This is a genomic window from Arthrobacter sp. HMWF013, from assembly GCF_003061105.1.
Taxonomy (GTDB): Bacteria; Actinomycetota; Actinomycetes; order Actinomycetales; family Micrococcaceae; genus Arthrobacter.
The window spans coordinates 1,285-19,723 of the sequence record NZ_QAIQ01000408.1; the positions used below are offsets into that span (position 1 = coordinate 1,285).

An 18,439-nucleotide genomic window follows, 5' to 3' on the forward strand; every position below is an offset into this window, starting at 1 on the left:
CCGGAAGCTTCAGATGGCGATGGTGTCCGCACGCTATTTCGACCTCCTGGACGCCCTCGAGGCGTTCCTGGACAGCCCGCCGGTCAGACCGGGCAGCGCTGAGCCGGCAGGCAAGGCAGCCCGCAGGCAGGTGGCCAAGGCGGTCAAACGGCTGCGTCGCTCAGACAAGGCGGCCCGGCATTCACACCAGGGAGTGGAGTACGAGACGGCCCTGCACCGCGTGCGGAAGGACGCCAAACGGCTGCGGCACGTTGCCGAATCGGCGGCGCCTGTACACGGCAAACATGCCACGAAAATCGCGAAAGCCGCGCACAGCCAGCAGCAGATCCTCGGCGACTTCCACGACAGCGTGGTGGCCCGGGACCTGCTGGTGAAACTGCTCGCCGCGCCGGAACTGCCCGAGGAGGTCGCATCGGCCTACGTCACGCTCCACACGCAGCAGATCCAGCTTGCCGCGGAGGCCGAAGCCAAGTACCGGAAGGAACGCAAGAAGTCCCGCCGGCTCCTGCAACGCGGGGTCACTTAACGCCCCTCCGGAGCGGCGGAAGGGGCGTTAAGTGACCCCGCGTTGTGGTGTCTCGGGGTTGCGGTGCCGTTGCGGTGTCTCGGGGTTGCGGCGTCTCAGGTCTGCCGGGCGCCGAGCCGTGAAACAGCCAGCGCCAGCCAGAGCTGCACCCGGTCCGCGGTGACCGCGGGGTCGTAGCCTGTCAGCTCGGTGATCTGTGCCAGCCGGTAGCGGACGGTGTTCCGGTGCAGGGTCAGGGCCTCGGCGACGGCGGCCACCGAGCCGTTGTTGTTCAGGTAGCTTTCCAGGGTGGTCATCAGCTCCGCTCCGTGGGCTGAGTCAAAAGTTCGCAGCGGGTCGAGGGACTCGTGGGCCATGTCCGCCAGCGGCACATCCTCGCTCGCCAGCAGCAGTGAGGTCAGGCTCAGGCGTTCGGGCTCGTTCACCGGCAGGCCGTGCCTCGCGGCGTCCCGCGCCTCGAAGTAGCTCCAGCGCAGGCCGTTCGGTTTGGTGTACGCACCGCCGATGCCGATCGTCGCATGGATCCCCGCCTCAGCCAGGTGATCGCTCAGGCTCCGGGCCAGCGCAGGTGCCCCGCCGCCGTCGTCGTTGATCACCACCACCAGGTCCTTCCCGACGACGGCGGCCACCGCGTCGTCCAGCGGCTGCGGCACGGAGGTGCTTAGGAGAGCCTTGTGATGGGCGGCCGATACGGCCAGGAGGACCACGTTCTTGCGGGTGCTGTTGACGCCCACGCCCGCCAGGCGGCGCTGGGCTTCACTGGTTTCCAGTGAGCCCTGGATGACGTCCTCGATGACCTGGCCGCAGAGGGCGCGCTGGGCTTGGCGTTGCTTGACCATGTTGTTCAGTTCCACGCTGATCAGGTTCTGGGCGTAGCCGATGATGCCCGAGTCCTCGAAGGGCTGCCGGACCCAGAGGGTGCAGGCATCCCGCCGGCCCGTGGGAACCGGATAGGACGCCCACCTGTCTGCCGTGGGATGGTCCGTGGTGCTGCTGAAGAGCAGGGCGGTGAACTGGGTCAGGGCAACATCGGTCCGCAGCATGCCGCCCAGGTGTTTGAGGAGCTCGGCGAGGCCGCCGCCGGTGAGCAGGGCCCGCGCCAAAATCTGGTGGCCGGCGATCAGCCGCTCCAGTTTGGCGAAGTGGTCAGCCGACTGCGCGTCAGCGACCAGCTTGCCGATGGCGATAAAAGGGGTCTCATACGGGACCTCGACGATGGGCAGTCCCCACCGGTTTGCCTCCGCAAGCAGGGCCGGCGGGACGGCGTCGTGGGTCAGCCCGATCCCGAACCCGATGCCCACCGCACCGGCGCGCTGGACCTGCCGGACGAACCTCCGCTGTTCGAAAGCGGACCGCAGCCGCATGCCCGTGGTGAGCACCAGCTCTCCGCCATTGAGGAACCGCTGCGGGTCCTCCAGTTCGGTCACCGCAACCCAGTTGATGTCGTGGTGCCACGTGGTTTCGGCGAGGCCTGCCTTGGACAGGTGGAGGGAATGCACACCCACCAGGGCAGCGAGGGAAATGGCCATCTGGACAGGATATCCAAGGCTGGTCAAACGCACTAAACAATTCGTTGATGGGTGTGCAGGTGGCTATTCCTTGGGTGCACCCGCTGGCATAGGCTCGAATCAGCCCCATCCATCCGCCTAACAGCTGATGTTCCTTATGAAAGAGGTTGTACGCCGTGGTCCAGACCTTGCAGAATTTCATCAACGGTGAGTTCGTCACGCCCGCCGGCACCGCCATGCTGGACATCGTCAATCCCGCCAACGGCGAGGTGGTGGCCAAGTCACCGGTCTCCGTCCAGGCCGACGTTGATGCTGCCATGAACGCCGCCAAGGATGCCTTCAAAACCTGGAAGCATGTCACGCCCGGCCAGCGCCAGCTGATGCTCCTCAAGCTTGCCGACGCCATCGAGGCCAACAGCGACGAACTCGTCGAGGCGCAGCACCGCAACACCGGCCAGGTGCGCTCGCTCATCGCCTCCGAGGAAGTGGCTGCCGGTGCCGATCAGCTCCGCTTCTTCGCCGGTGCCGCCCGCATCCTCGAGGGCAAGTCCGCCGGCGAATACTTCGAGGGCCACACCTCGTATGTGCGGCGCGAACCCATCGGTGTGGTGGCGCAGGTGGCGCCGTGGAACTACCCGTTCCTGATGGCCATCTGGAAGATCGGCCCTGCCCTGGCGGCCGGCAACACGGTGGTCCTCAAACCCTCCGACACGACACCGGAATCCACGCTGGTGCTCGCCCGTTTGGCCAGCGACATCCTGCCCGCCGGGGTGCTGAACGTGGTCCTGGGAACCGGTGAAACCGGCGCCATGATGGTGGACCACAAAATCCCCGGGCTGGTCTCCATCACGGGCTCGGTCCGGGCCGGCATCGCCGTGGCGTCAGGTGCCGCTAGGGGGCTTAAGCGCGCCCACCTGGAGCTCGGCGGCAAGGCCCCGGCCATCGTGTTCAAAGACGCTGACATCAAGAAGAGCGCCGCCGCGATCGCGGAGTTCGCCTTCTTCAACGCCGGCCAGGACTGCACCGCCATCACCCGCGTGCTGGTGGAGGATTCAGTGCACGACGACGTCGTTGCCGCCATGGTGGAGCACACCAAGTCCCTGCATACCGGCTCCCAGAACGATGCCGAGAACTACTTCGGCCCGCTGAACAACGTCAACCACTTCAACGCCGTGACCTCCGTAGTGGAGCACCTGCCGGAGAACTGCCACATCGTCACCGGCGGGCATCGGGCGGGGGACAAAGGCTTCTTCTTCGAACCCACCATCGTCACCGGCGCGAAGCAGACGGACGACATCGTGCAGAAGGAAACCTTCGGCCCGGTCATCACCGTGCAGAAGTTCGCGTCCGAAGCGGAGGCACTCGAGCTGGCGAACGACGTCGATTATGCCCTGGCCTCCAGCGTCTGGACCTCGGACCACGGCACGGCCATGCGGATGAGCCGTGACCTGGACTTCGGCGCCGTCTGGATCAACACCCACATCCTCCTCACCGCCGAAATGCCCCACGGCGGATTCAAGCAGTCCGGCTACGGCAAGGACCTCTCCATGTACGGCGTGGAGGACTACACCCGCATCAAGCACGTCATGTCCGCGCTCGACGCGTAATCCTTACCGGCCCCCACCCAGCAAAGAAAGAGCCCACCATGACCACCACCGCAAGCGAAATCACCTACCGGCTGGAGCAGAAGCGCCGCGTCCAGGCCGACTTCCCGGGCCCTAAATCCATTGCCCTGACCGAGCGCCGCAAAGCTGTTGTCGCCGCCGGCGTCGCCTCCAGCGTCCCGGTCTACGTAGCGGACGCCGACGGCGGCATCATCCACGACGTCGACGGCAACTCCTTCATCGACCTCGGCTCGGGCATCGCGGTGACCAGCGTCGGCGCGTCCGATCCCGCCGTCGTCGGAGCCGTGAAGGAAGCGGTGGAACACTTCACCCACACCTGCTTCATGATCACCCCCTACGAAAGCTACGTGGCCCTCGCCGAGCAGCTCAACCGGCTCACCCCGGGTGACCACGAGAAGCGCACCGTGCTCTTCAACTCCGGCGCCGAGGCAGTGGAGAACGCCATCAAGGTGGCCCGCCTGGCAACCGGCCGGGACGCCGTGGTCGCCTTCGACCACGCCTACCACGGCCGCACCAACCTGACCATGGCCCTCACCGCCAAGGCCATGCCCTACAAGGCAGGCCCGGCCGGCAGCTTCGGCCCGTTCGCGCCCGAGGTCTACCGCGTGCCCATGAACTACCCGTACCGCGAGGAAAACCCCGCGATCACCGGCGAGGAAGCCGCCAAGCGGGCCATCACCATGATCGAAAAGCAGATCGGCGGAGAATCCGTTGCCGCCATCATCATCGAGCCGATCCAGGGCGAAGGCGGCTTCATTGTCCCGGCCGAAGGTTTCCTTCCGGCGCTGGCCGGCTGGGCCAAGGAGAAGGGCATCGTCTTCATCGCCGACGAAGTCCAGTCCGGCTTCTGCCGCACCGGCGAATGGTTCGCCGTGAACCACGAGGGCGTGGTCCCGGACATCATCGCCATGGCCAAGGGGATCGCCGGCGGCATGCCGCTGTCGGCGATCACCGGCCGGGCCGACCTGCTCGACGCCGTCCACCCGGGCGGCCTGGGCGGCACCTACGGCGGCAACCCGGTGGCCTGCGCTGCTGCGCTGGCTGCGATCGGATCCATGGAGGAATACGATCTGGCCGGCCGTGCCCGCCACATCGAGGAACTGGCTACCGGCCGGCTCCGGGAACTCCAGGCCAAACTGGCCGGAGCGGGCTCAGCCGTCATCGGCGACATCCGCGGCCGCGGTGCGATGCTGGCCATCGAACTGGTCCACGCCGGCACCAAGGAACCCAACCCGGAGCTCACCAGGAATGTGGTTGCTGCCTGCCTCAACGAGGGCGTCATCATCCTCACTTGCGGCACCTACGGCAACGTCATCCGGCTGCTGCCCCCGCTGGTGATCACGGACGAACTGCTCATCGACGGCCTGGACGTCCTGGCACGCGCCATCAAGGCGCACGCCTAGCAGTCAACCACGGCACCCTGGCCGCGACAGACGGCAGTTACCAAGCGCGGACCGGCAGCAGACCAGCTGCCGGTCCGCGCTTGCCTGCCTAGGCCCGTGCCAGCTTCTTCGCCGCAGAATTCCTGCGTGTCGCGCCGAGCATGTCCAGCGTCAGCACCAGCAGGGCCAGCCAGACAACACTGAAGCCGATCCAGCGCGCCGTGGTCATGGCTTCCTGGAAGACCGTCAGCGCCACGATGAACTGCAGCACCGGTGCGACGTACTGCAGCAGTCCGATGGTGGTCAGGGGCAGGCGCCGCGCGGAGGCGCCGAAGAACAGCAGGGGCACGGCCGTGAGGACACCGGAGGCCAGCAGCAGCCAGAAGTGCCCGGCGCCCTGGGTCGTCAGGGTGGCCGCACCGGTGAGGCCGAGGAACACCATGGTCGCTGCCGCGAGCGGGGCCAGCACGATGGTCTCCACGCTGAGGCTGGTCACCGCGTCCGCATTCGGCCCCACCCGTTTCTTCACAAACCCGTACAGCCCGAAGCTCACGGCCAGCGTCAGGGCGATCCACGGCAGCTTTCCGTAGCTGACAGCAAGCACCCCCACCGCAATAAAGCCGATGCCGACGGCGGCCCACTGCAGCGGACGCAGCCTCTCCTTGAGGATGAAAACACCCAGGAGGACGGACACCAACGGATTGATGAAGTAGCCCAGCGCAGCTTCGACGGCCTGGCCGGTGGTCACGCTGTACGTGTACGTCAGCCAGTTGACGGCGATGAGGGCGGCCGCGAGGGCAAGGGTCCAGAACACCGAACGGTCACGGAACGCCTCGGCCAGGGCGCGCCAGGACCGGGTCACCGTGATCAGCAGTGCACAGAACACCAGCGACCACACCACACGGTTGGCCACAATCTCCACGGCCCCGGCCGGCATCAGCGCAAAGAAGTACAACGGGAGCAGCCCCCACAGGCCGTACGCAACGAAGCCGAAGAGGAGCAACGCCGTCGTCTCTTTATCCACGGCTTTCAGGCCGGGGGCCTTCACCCCCGGGGCCTTGGCCCCGGATGTCCCCGTCCGCGCTTTCCCTGCCGCTGTGATCGGAGCGGAGGTTTCGGTGGGGGAGTCGGGTCCGTGGGGAGTAGGCACGTCTTCCATAACATCATGCTGCGGAGGCCTATTCCGCCATTTAGTCAGTAGGCTTGCTTTCATGAGACGGATCAACCTGCAGGACCCCACCCCGTGAGGCTGAGGCGCAGCAACGCTTCCGGCCGGGGCTATCGCCGGGTGCCCGCCGGCAAGGGCTTCAGCTACCGGGACCTGGACGGCTCCACGCTTCCGCCGGGGCCCATCCGGGAGCGTCTGGAGAGCATCGGCATCCCGCCGGCGTGGACCGACGTGTGGATTGCCCCGTTTGAAAACGGCCATATCCAGGCCACCGGGGTGGACGCCGTCGGCCGGCGGCAATACATCTACCATCCTGAATGGCGTGAACGGAAGGACCGGCTGAAGTTCGATAGGTCCCTCCAGCTGGCCGAGTCCCTCCCGGCCGCCCGCCGGAAGGTCACCATGGACCTGCGCAGCGAGGGTTTCTCCCGCGAGCGGGTCCTCGCGGCAGCGTTCCGGATGCTGGACAGCGGGTCCCTGCGGGTGGGGTCCGAGCGGTACACCAACGAGAACGGCAGCCACGGACTGGCCACCCTCCTGTGCGCCCACGTCCAGGTGCGCAAGGACAGCATCCTGCTGAGGTTCCCCGCCAAGAGCGGCAAGGACTGGGAATCGGAAATCCGCGACGCCGAACTCGCCGCCCTGGTGCGCGGGCTCAAACGGAGGGGTGGCAATGCCCGGCTCCTGGCTTACAAGGAAGGCAGATCCTGGCGCCCGGTCACCAGCGCGGACATCAACGCCTACGTGAAGGAGCGGACCGGCTCGGACTTCACCGCGAAGGACTTCCGCACCCTGCACGGTACGGTCTCCGCCGCGGCCAGCCTGGCCCGCACCGGCACCCAGAGAACCACCGCCAAACGGAAAAGAGCCATCAGCCAGGCAATGCAGGACGCTTCGGAGGTGCTGGGAAACACTCCCACCATCGCCCGCAAAAGCTACGTGGATCCACGCGTGCTGGACCATTTCGCCTCGGGGGAGACCATCGACCCCAAGCGGGTGGATTCCGCCGAATCCGAGCTTCGGGCACTGCTGTACCGGGAGGGCGAGGTGGTCCCGCTCGAGAAAAGCGGGTGAGGACGGCGTCACGGCTCGCACCGGAGTGCCTGCCGACAATTAGAATGGGACATTGTGCGCACCCTGCACGGTGCGCTGTACGAAGCGCCTTCGGCGCGAAATCCTCCTTCCAGAAGGGCTCCCGGTGTCCAACCCAGGCGAAACCACCTCCCAGCGTCCGCTCCGTGTTGCCATTGTGGGCGCGGGTCCGGCGGGAGTTTATGCGGCGGACATCCTCACCAAGTCCAACGGCGTGAAGGACGGCGACTTCGAGGTCAGCATCGACCTGTTCGAGGCCTACCCTGCGCCGTACGGCCTGATCCGCTACGGCGTCGCCCCGGACCATCCCCGCATCAAGGGCATCGTGAACGCCCTGCACAAGGTCCTGGACCGCGGCGACATCCGCTTCCTGGGCAACGTCACCTACGGCAGGGACCTGACCCTGCACGATTTCCGCGCCTTCTACGACGCCGTCATCTTCTCCACCGGCGCCATCAAGGACGCTGACCTGCCCATCCCCGGGATCGAGCTGCAGGGGTCCTTCGGCGGAGCGGACTTTGTCTCCTGGTACGACGGCCACCCGGACGTTCCCCGCGACTGGCCCCTGGACGCCAAGGAAATTGCCGTGATCGGCAACGGCAACGTGGCCCTCGACGTGGCACGCATGCTGGTCAAGCACGCCGATGAACTGCTCACCACCGAAATCCCGGACAACGTCTACCAGGGCCTGAAAAACTCCCCGGTCACCGACGTCCACGTCTTCGGCCGCCGCGGCCCGGCCCAGGTCAAGTTCACCCCGCTGGAACTGCGCGAGCTGAGCCACATGAAGGACGTGGACATCGTCCTGTACCCGGAGGATTTCGAATTCGACGAAGCCTCCGATGACGCCATCCGCAGCAACAACCAGATCAAGACCATGGTGAACACCCTCACCAACTGGCTGGTGGAGGAACACACCGAAGCCGAGCAGCCGTCCAGCCGCCGCCTGCACCTGCACTTCCTGCACAGCCCGGTGGAGATTTACGACGACGGCGGCGCGGGCCAGGTGGCCGGCATCAAGTTCGAGCGCATGGAACTGGACGGCACCGGCAACGTCAAGGGGACCGGCGAGTTCGTGGACTACCCGGTGCAGGCCGTCTACCGCGCCATCGGCTACCACGGCTCACCGCTGGACGAGCTGGAATACGACGCCAAGCGCGGAGTGATCCCGAATGAAGGCGGCCGGGTCCTGGATGCCGCGGGCAACCCCGTTCCCGGGATCTACGCCACAGGCTGGATCAAGCGCGGACCCGTGGGGCTGATCGGCCACACCAAGGGTGATGCGCTGGAGACCATCGGCTTCCTGCTCGAAGACCGCCTCCAGCTGCCACCGGCCGAGAACCCCGATCCGCAGGCCATCATCCACCTCCTCGAAGAACGCGGCATCGAATACACCACGTGGGAAGGCTGGATTAAGCTCGACGCCCACGAGGCAGCACTCGGTGCCGAATGGGTGGCGCAGGACGCTGAAGAAGCTGTGGTCCGGGAACGCATCAAGGTTGTGCCCCGCGAGGACATGATCAGGATTTCCCGGGGCTAAACTTTAGGCAGTACACAGTGGGAGTTCGATGAGGAACCTGATCCACCCCCCAGCCCCCGGCAGCGACGACACCGCAGGGCTGCTCCAACGCGGCGCGCTGGCCGGCCATGAAAAACTGGAAGGCGGGCTGCTGTTCCCTGCTGAGCAGGAAATCCCCGGCCTGCGGAAACTGATCCGGGAATCCTGGCAACGGTCCGCCAGCCTCAAGGCCAATCCGGACAATCCCGAGGCCCCGCTGGCCATGGATACGGACGAACTGGAGGAATACCGGCGGCAGCACCCGCTCGCCAGCATCATGCCGGTGATCCACAAACTCCTGGTCCAGCCCAGCCATGACAGCGGGCTGCTCGTGGCCGTGGGCGACGAAGTGGGCAGGCTCCTCTGGGTTGAGGGGGACCCCGGCATGCAGCGCCGCGCGGAAGGGATGATGTTCGTCCCGGGCGCCGACTGGTCCGAGGCCACCGTTGGCACCAGCGCCCCCGGTACCGCCCTGGCCCTGGGCCGTGGCATCCAGATTTCCGGAGCGGAGCACTACCAGCGGTCCGTGCACCCGTGGAGCTGCACCGCCGTACCGTTCCACGATCCGGATTCCGGGGCGCTGCTGGGCGTTGTGGACATTACGGGAACGGCCACCGCGGTGGCGCCCCACACCCTGTCTCTGGTCGAAGCAACAGTTGCCGCCGCGCAGGCGCAGCTCCGCGTGGAACGCCTTCAGCTGGCGGCCACCCTCGCCAGCCGGCCGGCACGACGGCGGAACGCGGGCACCGCTTTGGGTTCCGGTTCCGGTGCGAAAGAAGGCAGCCTCTACCGCAACAGCCTCCAGCTCCTGGGCCGCGACCAGGCCCTGCTCAGCATCGAAGGCAAAACCGTGGCACTCTCCGCCCGGCACAGCGAAATCCTGGCCCTGCTGAGCTCGCATCCTGACGGACTCAGCGCGGACGAGCTCAGCGTCCTCCTTTACCCGGGCGACGGCTCCACCATGACCCTGCGCGCGGAGATGGTCAGGCTGCGCAAAATCCTCCTGCAGCTCAATCCGGCGGCCGTTCCGGAATCCCGGCCGTACAAACTCACCATGGACCTGGTCCCGGACAGCGGCCAGGTGCTCAGCTGCCTGCAGCGCGGCGCCCACCGCATCGCCCTCGAAATTTACCGCGGCGCACTGCTGCCCAAGTCCGAGGCGCCAGGCGTGATCGACCTCCGCGACCGTGTGTCCTCGCTCATGCGCGAGGCTGTCCTCACCGACGGCAGCGCGGAAACCCTGCTCAAGTACGCCGAGCTCCCGGAGGCAAGGGACGACGTCGGGGTCCGGCTTGCCGCTTTGAAACTGTTGCCTGCCCGCTCGCCCAAGCGTGCCGCCGTCGTCGCCGATCTTGAACGGCTGGAAGCCGAACTGAGCGCCTGAGCACCCCCGCAACCTTTGCGTGAGCTGGCTCACATGCCTGCAACCTCACTGCAACCTTCGTCCTCCTACGCTGAATGCAACGGCGGCCGCAGCATCAGGCGCCGCCTCATGCACAGCAAAGGAGCTAGCAATGACTGTTTACGCACAGCCCGGTACCGAAGGTTCAAAGGTGACCTTCAAGGACCGCTACGAGAACTGGATCGGCGGCGAGTGGGTTGCCCCGGTCAAGGGCCAGTACTTCGAAAACATCACGCCTGTCACCGGCAAGGCCTTCTGCGAAGTGTCCCGCGGAACCGCCGAGGATATTGAACTGGCGCTGGATGCCGCGCACAAGATCGCCCCGTCCTGGGGCAAGACCTCCGTCGCCGAGCGTGCAGCGATCCTGAACAAGATTGCGGACCGGATCGACGAAAACCTTGAGATGCTGGCCGTCGCCGAATCCTGGGACAACGGCAAGCCCATCCGCGAAACCCTGAACGCGGACATCCCGCTCGCTGCTGACCACTTCCGCTACTTCGCCTCCGCGGTCCGCGCCCAGGAAGGCCGGCTGTCCCAGCTCGACGACGACACCACCGCCTACCACTACCACGAGCCGCTCGGCGTCGTCGGCCAGATCATTCCCTGGAACTTCCCCATCCTGATGGCCGTCTGGAAGCTCGCCCCGGCACTCGCAGCCGGCAACGCCGTGGTCCTCAAGCCCGCCGAGCAGACGCCGTCGTCCATCCTGGTCCTGATGGAACTCATCGGTGACCTGCTCCCCGCCGGCGTCCTGAACGTGGTCAACGGCTTCGGGGTCGAGGCCGGCAAGCCGCTCGCCTCCAGCCCGCGGATCCGGAAGATCGCCTTCACCGGCGAAACCACCACCGGCCGGCTGATCAGCCAGTACGCCAGCCAGAACCTGATCCCCGTCACCCTGGAACTCGGCGGCAAGAGCCCGAACATCTTCTTCAACGATGTTGCCGAGTCCAACGACGCCTTCTACGACAAGGCCCAGGAAGGGTTCGCTCTGTTCGCCTTCAACCAGGGCGAGGTCTGCACCTGCCCGTCCCGCGCGCTGGTCCAGGAGGACATTTACGAGGCCTTCATGGCCGACGCCGTGGCCCGGGTGGAGAAGATGGTCCAGGGCAACCCGCTCGACACCGAAACCCAGGTGGGTGCGCAGGCCTCCAACGACCAGCTGGAAAAGATCCTCTCCTACATCGACATCGGCAAGCAGGAAGGCGCCAAGCTGCTCACCGGCGGCGCCCGGGCCCAGCTCCCCGGCGACCTGGCCGGCGGCTACTACGTCCAGCCCACCGTCTTCGAGGGCCACAACAAGATGCGCATCTTCCAGGAGGAGATCTTCGGACCCGTTGTCTCGGTGGCGAAGTTCAGCGACTACAACGACGCTATGGGCATCGCCAACGACACCCTCTACGGCCTCGGCGCCGGCGTCTGGTCCCGCAACGGCAACGTGGCCTACCGCGCTGGCCGCGAAATCCAGGCCGGCCGCGTCTGGGTCAACAACTACCACGCCTACCCGGCCGGTGCCGCGTTCGGCGGCTACAAGTCCTCAGGCATTGGACGTGAGAACCACTCCATGATGCTGGACCACTACCAGCAGACCAAGAACCTGCTGGTCAGCTACAACGAAAACAAGCTCGGCTTCTTCTAGGCCCGGCTGTGGGCGGGCGGCCCCTGCGCCGCCCCCCCTTTTTCTTACCAGTACACCAACGCAAGGATTTCGCCAATGACGACGACAATGCACGCAGCAGTAGTAACCGAATTCGGCAAGGACCTCCAGATCCAGGAACTCGCCATCCCCACTCCGGGGCCGGGGGAGGCCCTGGTCAAGGTGATCACCACCGGTGTCTGCCATACCGATCTCCACGCGGCGGAGGGTGACTGGCCCGTCAAGCCGTCGCCGCCCTTCATTCCCGGCCATGAGGGAGTAGGCGAAGTCGTTGCCCTCGGCGAAGGTGTCACTGACCTCGCCGTCGGCGATCTGGTAGGCAACGCCTGGCTCTGGTCCGCGTGTGGCGACTGCCAGTACTGCCGCACCGGGTGGGAAACGCTGTGCGAGGTGCAGAAGAACGCCGGCTACAGCGTCGACGGTTCCTTCGGGGAGTACATGCTGGTGGACTCCCGGTTTGCCGCCAGGATCCCGGCCGGTTCGGACCCGGTGGAGATCGCTCCGGTGCTGTGCGCCGGCGTCACGGTCTACAAGGGCCTGAAAATGACCGAAGCCAAGCCGGGCCAGTGGGTCACCATCTCAGGCATCGGCGGGCTGGGCCACATCGCGGTGCAGTACGCCGTGGCCATGGGCCTTCGGGTCGCCGCCGTGGACATTGCCGACGACAAACTGGCCCTGGCCAAAGCCCACGGTGCCGAAGTCACAGTCAACGCCCTGCACGAAGACCCAGTAGAAGTTATCCAGCGCGAAACCGGAGGTTGCCATGGCGTCCTGGTCACAGCAGTGCATCCATCAGCCTTCGGCCAGGCCATCGGCATGGCACGCCGGGGCGGGACGATTGTGTTCAACGGGTTGCCGCCGGGCGATTTCCCGGCGCCCATCTTCGAGATTGTGCTCAAGGGCCTGACGGTCCGCGGCTCCATCGTGGGCACCCGGCAGGACCTTGAGGAAGCCCTGGACTTCTACGCCCAGGGCAAGATCCACCCCACCGTCTCGGTCCGCGAACTCGGTGAAGTCAATGCCGTCCTGGACGAGATGAAGCACGCCAAGATCGACGGCCGTGTGGTGCTGAGGTTCTAATGCCCCAGTCAAGGCTTGACGCCGCAGTGACGCTGCCCGGGGAGGACTTCTCCCGGGTGGCGCTCACCGCGGAGTCCGTGGAACTGCTGCGGAAACTGTGGCTACAGCACGGACCGCTGATGTTCCACCAGTCCGGCGGCTGCTGCGACGGATCCTCGCCCATGTGCTACCCCGCGGGGGAGTTCATCACCGGGGACTCGGATGTACTGCTGGGCCTGTTCGATATTTCGGACGGGATCGAGCCGCAACCGCTGGAGTTCTGGATGTCGCGGGAGCAGTTCAACTACTGGAGCCACACCCACCTTGCGGTGGACGTGGTGCCGGGGCGGGGGAGCGGGTTTTCGGTCGAGGCGCCCGAAGGCAAACGCTTCCTCATCCGGTCCACCCTGATGGACTGGCCCGTCTGACCGGTTCGGTACATTGACCTCGGGGTCCTCCAAAATGGAGGGCCCCGAGGTGTTTCCCACAATAATCTTCGGCATAAGGCCCGTCTCATCATGCGGGACAGTTGGAACCGTCCAGTGGATGGACCGTAAAGTTGATAAGTCTGTTTCCAACACAATCAGGATTGTGGAACTTCTTATGAACCTTCTCCGGACAAAATCCATCGAGCAGTCCATCGCCGACGCCGACGAACCCGGACGCAAGCTCAAGCGCTCCCTCAGCACCTGGGACCTGATGATCATGGGCGTCGCCGTTGCTGTCGGCGCCGGAATCTTCTCGGTCGGGGCCAAGGCCGCGGCCAACTTCTCCGGCCCTGCCGTGACCATCTCCTTCGCCATCGCCGCCGTCACGTGCGCTCTGGCCATCATGTGCTACGCCGAATTCGCCACCGCCATCCCGGTGGCCGGCTCCGCCTACGTCTTCACGTACGCCACCATGGGCGAACTCCTTGCCTGGATCATCGGCTGGAACCTCATCCTGGAGCTGTTCACCGCCGCGGCCGTCATCGCCAAGTACTGGGGAATCTACCTCAGCAAGGTGTTCGCGCTGATGGGTGCCGATGTCCCGCCGGCGCTGTCCATCGGCGGGGTGGACCTGTACTGGGGTGCGTTCCTGATCGTGGCCATTTTCACCGTGCTGCTTGTTCTCGGCACCAAGCTCTCCGCCCGCGTGGGAAACATCTTCACCCTGGTCAAGATCGGTGTTGTGCTGTTCGTGATCGTGGTGGGCTTCACCTACGTGAAATTCGAAAACTACAGCCCCTTCATCCCTACGGCTGAACCCACGGCCGGCGGCACCGCCGACGTCCTCAAGCAGTCGTTCTTCGGCTTCCTGACCGGCGCCGCCCCAGCCCAGTACGGCACCCTGGGCATCTTCGCCGGCGCCGCCCTGGTGTTCTTCGCGTTCATCGGCTTCGACGTCGTGGCCACCTCCGCAGAGGAAGTCAAGAACCCGCAGAAGACCCTGCCCCGCGGCATCTTCGGTGGCCTGGCCGTGGTGACTGTGCTCTACATCCTGGTGTCCCTCGCGCTGACCGGCATGGTGTCCTACACCGACCTCGCCGCAGCAGAGAACCCCACCCTCACCACAGCGTTCGAGGCCGTGGGCAACACCACTGCGGCCAAGGTCATCGCTTTCGGCTCGCTCATTGGCCTCACCACCGTGATCATGGTGCTCCTGATGGGCCTTTCCCGTGTAGTGCTCGCCATGAGCCGCGACGGACTCCTGCCGCGTGCCCTGTCCAAGACCAGTGAAAAGCGTTCGACGCCGGTCCGCCTCCAGATCCTCTGCGGTGCGCTGGTGGCCCTGGTGGCCGGCCTGACCAACGTGGACCTGCTGGAGGAAATGATCAACATCGGCACGCTCTCGGCGTTTGTCGTGGTGAGCCTGGGCATCCTGGTGCTCCGAAAGAAGCGTCCGGACCTGAAGCCCTCCTTCCGGGTGCCTTTCGGCAAGGTCCTCCCCGTCGTTTCGGCCGTGCTCTGCCTCTACCTGATGACTAACCTTGCCGTGGAGACCTGGATCTTCTTCGCGGGCTGGCTGGTCATCGGCATCGTGATCTACTTCGCCTACGGCCAGCGGCACTCCCGCCTGAACGAAAAGTTCGCCGAGGCAAATGAAGCAGTCAACCGCCCCGCCGGACACACCACGCCGGACTCCGCCGACGAGGACGAGCTGACCCGGGTCTGACACCCGGACATCCGCGCCCGCAAAGGCAACGCGGGGTCACTTCACGCCCGTTCCGTCCCCGGAATCGGGCCGGAAGTGACCCCGCGTTGCCTTTGGTCTTTCACGGTGCCGCATGCCTGCCCACCCACCCACTCCACCAGCGGCCGCAGCTTGTCCCAGAGCTCAGCGATCTCCTGAACCGCGGCCGGCGAGGATGCCCACTCCGGCTGTCCCAGCTCGATGCCCGCGGACAGCGACTTGTGCTTGAGCAGTTCCGCCCGCGGGTGGTCCTTGTCATAGCCGCGCGGCACGGTCTTGAGTTTCTCGCCCTCCACGGCGAAGCCGGCGGCAGCTACGCCGTCCACGATCTGCCGCAGGGTCTCGCCGGTCCCGGACGCATCAACGGAGTTCCGGAAACGGGCCAGCTGGGCAGGGGTGTGGGAGTGGTACCCGCCGCCCACCAACAGCCCGTCCGCGCTGACCTGAAGGTAGTACCCCACGCCCTCCTGCGACGAAGCAAACGCGCCCTGGGCCGTCTTGTAGGGTGACTTATCCTGCGAAAACCTGACGTCCCGGTTGGGCCGGAAGATCTTGGCCGGGCCGAACCGCGGCTCCAGTTCCGCCAGGAGAGCGGTCAGCGGGTCCCGGATCAGGCCGACGTAGCTGTCCTTGTGCTCCAGCCACCACTCCCGGCTGTTGTTGTCCTCAAGCTCCGCATAGAAACTGAACGCCCCTGCAGGAATGCCTTGGAAAGTAGTCATGGTGTGATCCTAGGGACCGCGGGCCAGCTCCAGCCAGAGCCGCCCGGACCTATGTGGAAATCTCCGACGTGGCGCGCCCGGAAGGCCAGGCCCGGAATGCAGAACACCCCGCCACGGAGTATCCGTGACGGGGTGTGCTGCAGTGACGTGAAAGGAGACTAGCCGATCTTGTTGGCAGACTCAGCGTCGGAGTCAGCGGCAGCGGCCGTACCCAGGTTGGCGCGGAGCTTGGCGCCGAGTTCGGCGTCAACGTTGGTCCAGTACTGGATGGCCCGTTCCTTGATCTCAGGGGTCTTCACGCCGCCGACAGCACCGGTGATGGTGTCCAGCAGGCGGGCCTTGGCGCCGTCGTCGAACACTTCGCGGTACAGGGTGCCGGCCTGGCCGAAGTCGCCGTCCTCAGCGTGCAGGGAGTGCGCGGAGAGCGTCAGCTCGCCGTCGTTCTCCCAGCCACCCGCCGGGGAAGCCGGCTCAAGAGCGGCCGGTCCACCCACGGAGTTGGGGGCGTACACCGGAACGGACGGGGCGTTGAAGTGGTAACGCCCGGCGCCGTCCTGGCTGTAGTTGTTGACCTGGTTCTTGGGCAGGTTCACGGGGATCTGGGCGTGGTTGGTGCCCACGCGGTAACGGTGTGCATCGGCGTAGGAGAAGATGCGGGCCTGCAGCATCTTGTCCGGTGAAGCGGCGATGCCCGGCACGAAGTTCGAGGGCGCGAAGGTGGCCTGCTCGATCTGTGCGAAGTAGTTCTCCGGGTTCTTGTTCAGCTCCATGGTGCCCACGTGGATCAGCGGGTAGTCCGAGTGCGGCCACACCTTGGTGAGGTCGAACGGGTTGAAGCGGTAGGTCTTGGCATCCTCGTACGGCATGACCTGGACGTGCAGTTCCCAGGACGGGAAGTTGCCGGCGGCGATGTTTTCCTGCAGGTCGCGGATGTAGAAGTCAGCGTCCGAGCCGGCCAGTTCTTCGGCCTGGTCACCGGTGATGGACTTGACGCCCTGGTTGGACTTGAAGTGGTACTTGACCCAGAAGCGCTCGCCCTCGGCGTTGATCCACTGGTAGGTGTGCGAGCCGTAGCCCTGCATTTCACGCCAGGAAGCCGGCAGGCCGCGGTCGCCCATGAGCCAGGTGACCTGGTGCGCGGACTCGGGGGACAGGGTCCAGAAGTCCCACTGCATGTCGGCGTCGCGCAGGTGGGTGCCCGGGAGGCGCTTCTGGCTGTGGATGAAGTCCGGGAACTTGATGCCGTCGCGGATGAAGAAGACGGGGGTGTTGTTGCCTACGAGGTCGTAGTTGCCCTCGGAGGTGTAGAACTTGACGGCGAACCCGCGGGGATCGCGCCAGGTGTCCGGGGAGCCGCTCTCGCCGGCGACGGAGGAGAAACGGATCAGCATCTCGGTCTCGACGCCCGGCTGCAGGAACGCGGCCTTGGTGTACTTGGAGACGTCCGAGGTGGCCTTGAACGTACCGAAAGCGCCGCCGCCCTTGGCGTGCACTACACGCTCCGGCACACGCTCGCGGTTGAACTGTGCGAGCTTTTCGATCAGGTAGTGATCAGTGAGGATGATGGCGCCGTCGGCGCCGACGGTCTGGGAATGCGCGTCGGACGTGACGGGCGCACCTGACTGGGTGGTTGAAATGACAGTCATTGTTCTCCTATTTCTCGATTACTTGTGAGGGACGTTCAGAAGGAAGTTGTTGGGACTGCTGGCAGTCCTGGCAGATGCCCTGGTACATGACATCGGCGATCTGGATGGTCATCGGCTTGGCGTTTTCGTCCCAGTGCGGGGTGAGGCAGGGCGCATGCCCGACGGCGCACTCCACGTCCTCAACGCGGCCGCAGCTGATGCAGATGGCGTGGTGGTGGTTGTCACCGACGCGGGTCTCATACAGGGCGGGCGAATGGGGCGGCTCAAAGCGGCGCAGCATATGCAGGTCAGTCAGGTCACCGAGCACAACGTAGACGGACTGGGCAGTCAGCTCTGGGAGTTCGGCGCGCGCGGCGGCAAGGATGCTCTCCGCCGGGGAATGCGGGTGGTGTTCGACGGCGGCCAGCACGGCGAGCCGCTGTTTGGTCACCCGGCGGCCGTGGGCACGCAGGGCAGCAGCCCATGCATCGTGGCCGCCGAAGTTCTCCGTCATGGCTCCATTGAAACACTTATTATGAGTTCGTCACAATAAGGCTTGGCTAACCTCCGGAAGCTCGAGCAGCAGTTCCAACGGATTGACCGGTTCGCCCACCGATCGGCCCAGGGCGTGGATCTCGAGCCGGGGACCTGCGGCGTCGGCGGCTACGCAGCTGAGCCCACCCACTCGCAGGCGGGCCGTCAGGCCGGGCAGGGCAGCGGCGGCCGCCAGCAGGTCCGCGGGCCCGATGTGCGGACCGCCGGAATCCGTTGCCAGCATGGTGTGCAGCGGCCCGGCGTTGGGTTCCGGTTTCCAGGACAGGACCGCAGGCAGTTCGCCCGCCTGGTCGGGCCCGCCCGCCAGCTCACCGCCCGCCAGTTCACTGCCCGCCAGTTCAGCGCCCGCCAGTTCCCTGCCCGCCAGTTCAGCGCCCGCCAGTTCCCTGCC

At 65.8% G+C, this 18,439-nt stretch carries 15 protein-coding genes and 1 pseudogene; 10 read left to right on the top strand and 6 right to left on the bottom strand.

Annotated elements, in window-relative coordinates:
• On the top strand, positions 1–526 hold a 526-nt coding region (locus DBR22_RS24590; protein WP_258229228.1), incomplete at its 5' end, for a CHAD domain-containing protein.
• Between the two features lie 95 nt (positions 527–621).
• Here the strand turns inward: DBR22_RS24590 and DBR22_RS15125 are convergent.
• Positions 622–2,055, bottom strand: coding sequence for a PucR family transcriptional regulator (locus tag DBR22_RS15125; protein WP_108599717.1), 1,434 nt, complete (start codon positions 2,053–2,055; stop codon positions 622–624).
• Positions 2,056–2,210: 155 nt separating this feature from the next.
• Here DBR22_RS15125 and DBR22_RS15130 point away from each other — a divergent pair, with 155 nt between their 5' ends.
• Positions 2,211–3,641: a gamma-aminobutyraldehyde dehydrogenase gene (locus DBR22_RS15130; protein WP_108599718.1), complete on the top strand. Its 1,431-nt coding sequence runs from the start codon at positions 2,211–2,213 to the stop codon at positions 3,639–3,641.
• A 38-nt stretch (positions 3,642–3,679) separates the two neighbouring features.
• Entirely contained in the window at positions 3,680–5,062 is a 1,383-nt protein-coding gene (gabT, locus tag DBR22_RS15135) for a 4-aminobutyrate--2-oxoglutarate transaminase (protein WP_108599706.1), read from the top strand.
• An 88-nt stretch (positions 5,063–5,150) separates the two neighbouring features.
• Here the strand turns inward: gabT and rarD are convergent, their stop codons facing one another.
• The gene (rarD, locus tag DBR22_RS15140) at positions 5,151–6,200 is read right to left on the bottom strand and encodes an EamA family transporter RarD (RefSeq protein WP_108599707.1); all 1,050 of its coding nucleotides are present in this window, start codon (positions 6,198–6,200) and stop codon (positions 5,151–5,153) included.
• 84 nt (positions 6,201–6,284) lie between these two features.
• On the opposite strand from rarD, the gene DBR22_RS15145 reads away from it, so the two are divergent.
• The 7 genes from DBR22_RS15145 to DBR22_RS15175 all read left to right on the top strand — a co-directional run bounded on the left by DBR22_RS15145 (position 6,285) and on the right by DBR22_RS15175 (position 15,128).
• Positions 6,285–7,283, top strand: coding sequence for a DNA topoisomerase IB (locus DBR22_RS15145; RefSeq protein WP_108599708.1), 999 nt, complete (start codon positions 6,285–6,287; stop codon positions 7,281–7,283).
• Positions 7,284–7,407: 124 nt separating this feature from the next.
• Complete coding sequence (locus tag DBR22_RS15150; protein WP_108599709.1) at positions 7,408–8,841, top strand: FAD-dependent oxidoreductase; 1,434 nt, start codon at positions 7,408–7,410, stop codon at positions 8,839–8,841.
• Positions 8,842–8,869: 28 nt separating this feature from the next.
• The gene (locus DBR22_RS15155; RefSeq protein WP_108599710.1) at positions 8,870–10,243 is read left to right on the top strand and encodes a helix-turn-helix domain-containing protein; all 1,374 of its coding nucleotides are present in this window, start codon (positions 8,870–8,872) and stop codon (positions 10,241–10,243) included.
• 130 nt (positions 10,244–10,373) lie between these two features.
• A complete protein-coding gene (gene exaC, locus DBR22_RS15160; RefSeq protein ID WP_108599711.1) occupies positions 10,374–11,897 on the top strand; it encodes an acetaldehyde dehydrogenase ExaC in 1,524 nt (507 codons plus the stop codon).
• Positions 11,898–11,972: 75 nt separating this feature from the next.
• The gene (gene adhP, locus DBR22_RS15165; protein ID WP_181365203.1) at positions 11,973–12,995 is read left to right on the top strand and encodes an alcohol dehydrogenase AdhP; all 1,023 of its coding nucleotides are present in this window, start codon (positions 11,973–11,975) and stop codon (positions 12,993–12,995) included.
• The gene (locus DBR22_RS15170) at positions 12,995–13,402 is read left to right on the top strand and encodes a DUF779 domain-containing protein (RefSeq protein WP_108599713.1); all 408 of its coding nucleotides are present in this window, start codon (positions 12,995–12,997) and stop codon (positions 13,400–13,402) included. The genes adhP and DBR22_RS15170 overlap by 1 nt, the downstream gene beginning before the upstream one ends.
• Before the next feature lie 175 nt (positions 13,403–13,577).
• Positions 13,578–15,128, top strand: coding sequence for an APC family permease (locus DBR22_RS15175; protein WP_108599719.1), 1,551 nt, complete (start codon positions 13,578–13,580; stop codon positions 15,126–15,128).
• Positions 15,129–15,169: 41 nt separating this feature from the next.
• Here DBR22_RS15175 and DBR22_RS15180 read toward each other — a convergent pair whose 3' ends face one another.
• The 4 genes and pseudogenes from DBR22_RS15180 to DBR22_RS23905 form a co-directional block, all read right to left on the bottom strand.
• The gene (locus DBR22_RS15180) at positions 15,170–15,868 is read right to left on the bottom strand and encodes a DUF2461 domain-containing protein (RefSeq protein ID WP_108599714.1); all 699 of its coding nucleotides are present in this window, start codon (positions 15,866–15,868) and stop codon (positions 15,170–15,172) included.
• A 158-nt stretch (positions 15,869–16,026) separates the two neighbouring features.
• On the bottom strand, positions 16,027–17,514 hold the full coding sequence (locus tag DBR22_RS15185; RefSeq protein WP_108599715.1) for a catalase: 1,488 nt from the start codon (positions 17,512–17,514) through the stop codon (positions 16,027–16,029).
• Positions 17,515–17,521: 7 nt separating this feature from the next.
• A complete protein-coding gene (locus tag DBR22_RS15190) occupies positions 17,522–18,007 on the bottom strand; it encodes a Fur family transcriptional regulator (protein ID WP_108599716.1) in 486 nt (161 codons plus the stop codon).
• Between the two features lie 30 nt (positions 18,008–18,037).
• A pseudogene (locus tag DBR22_RS23905) lies at positions 18,038–18,439 on the bottom strand (hypothetical protein); the annotation flags it as partial.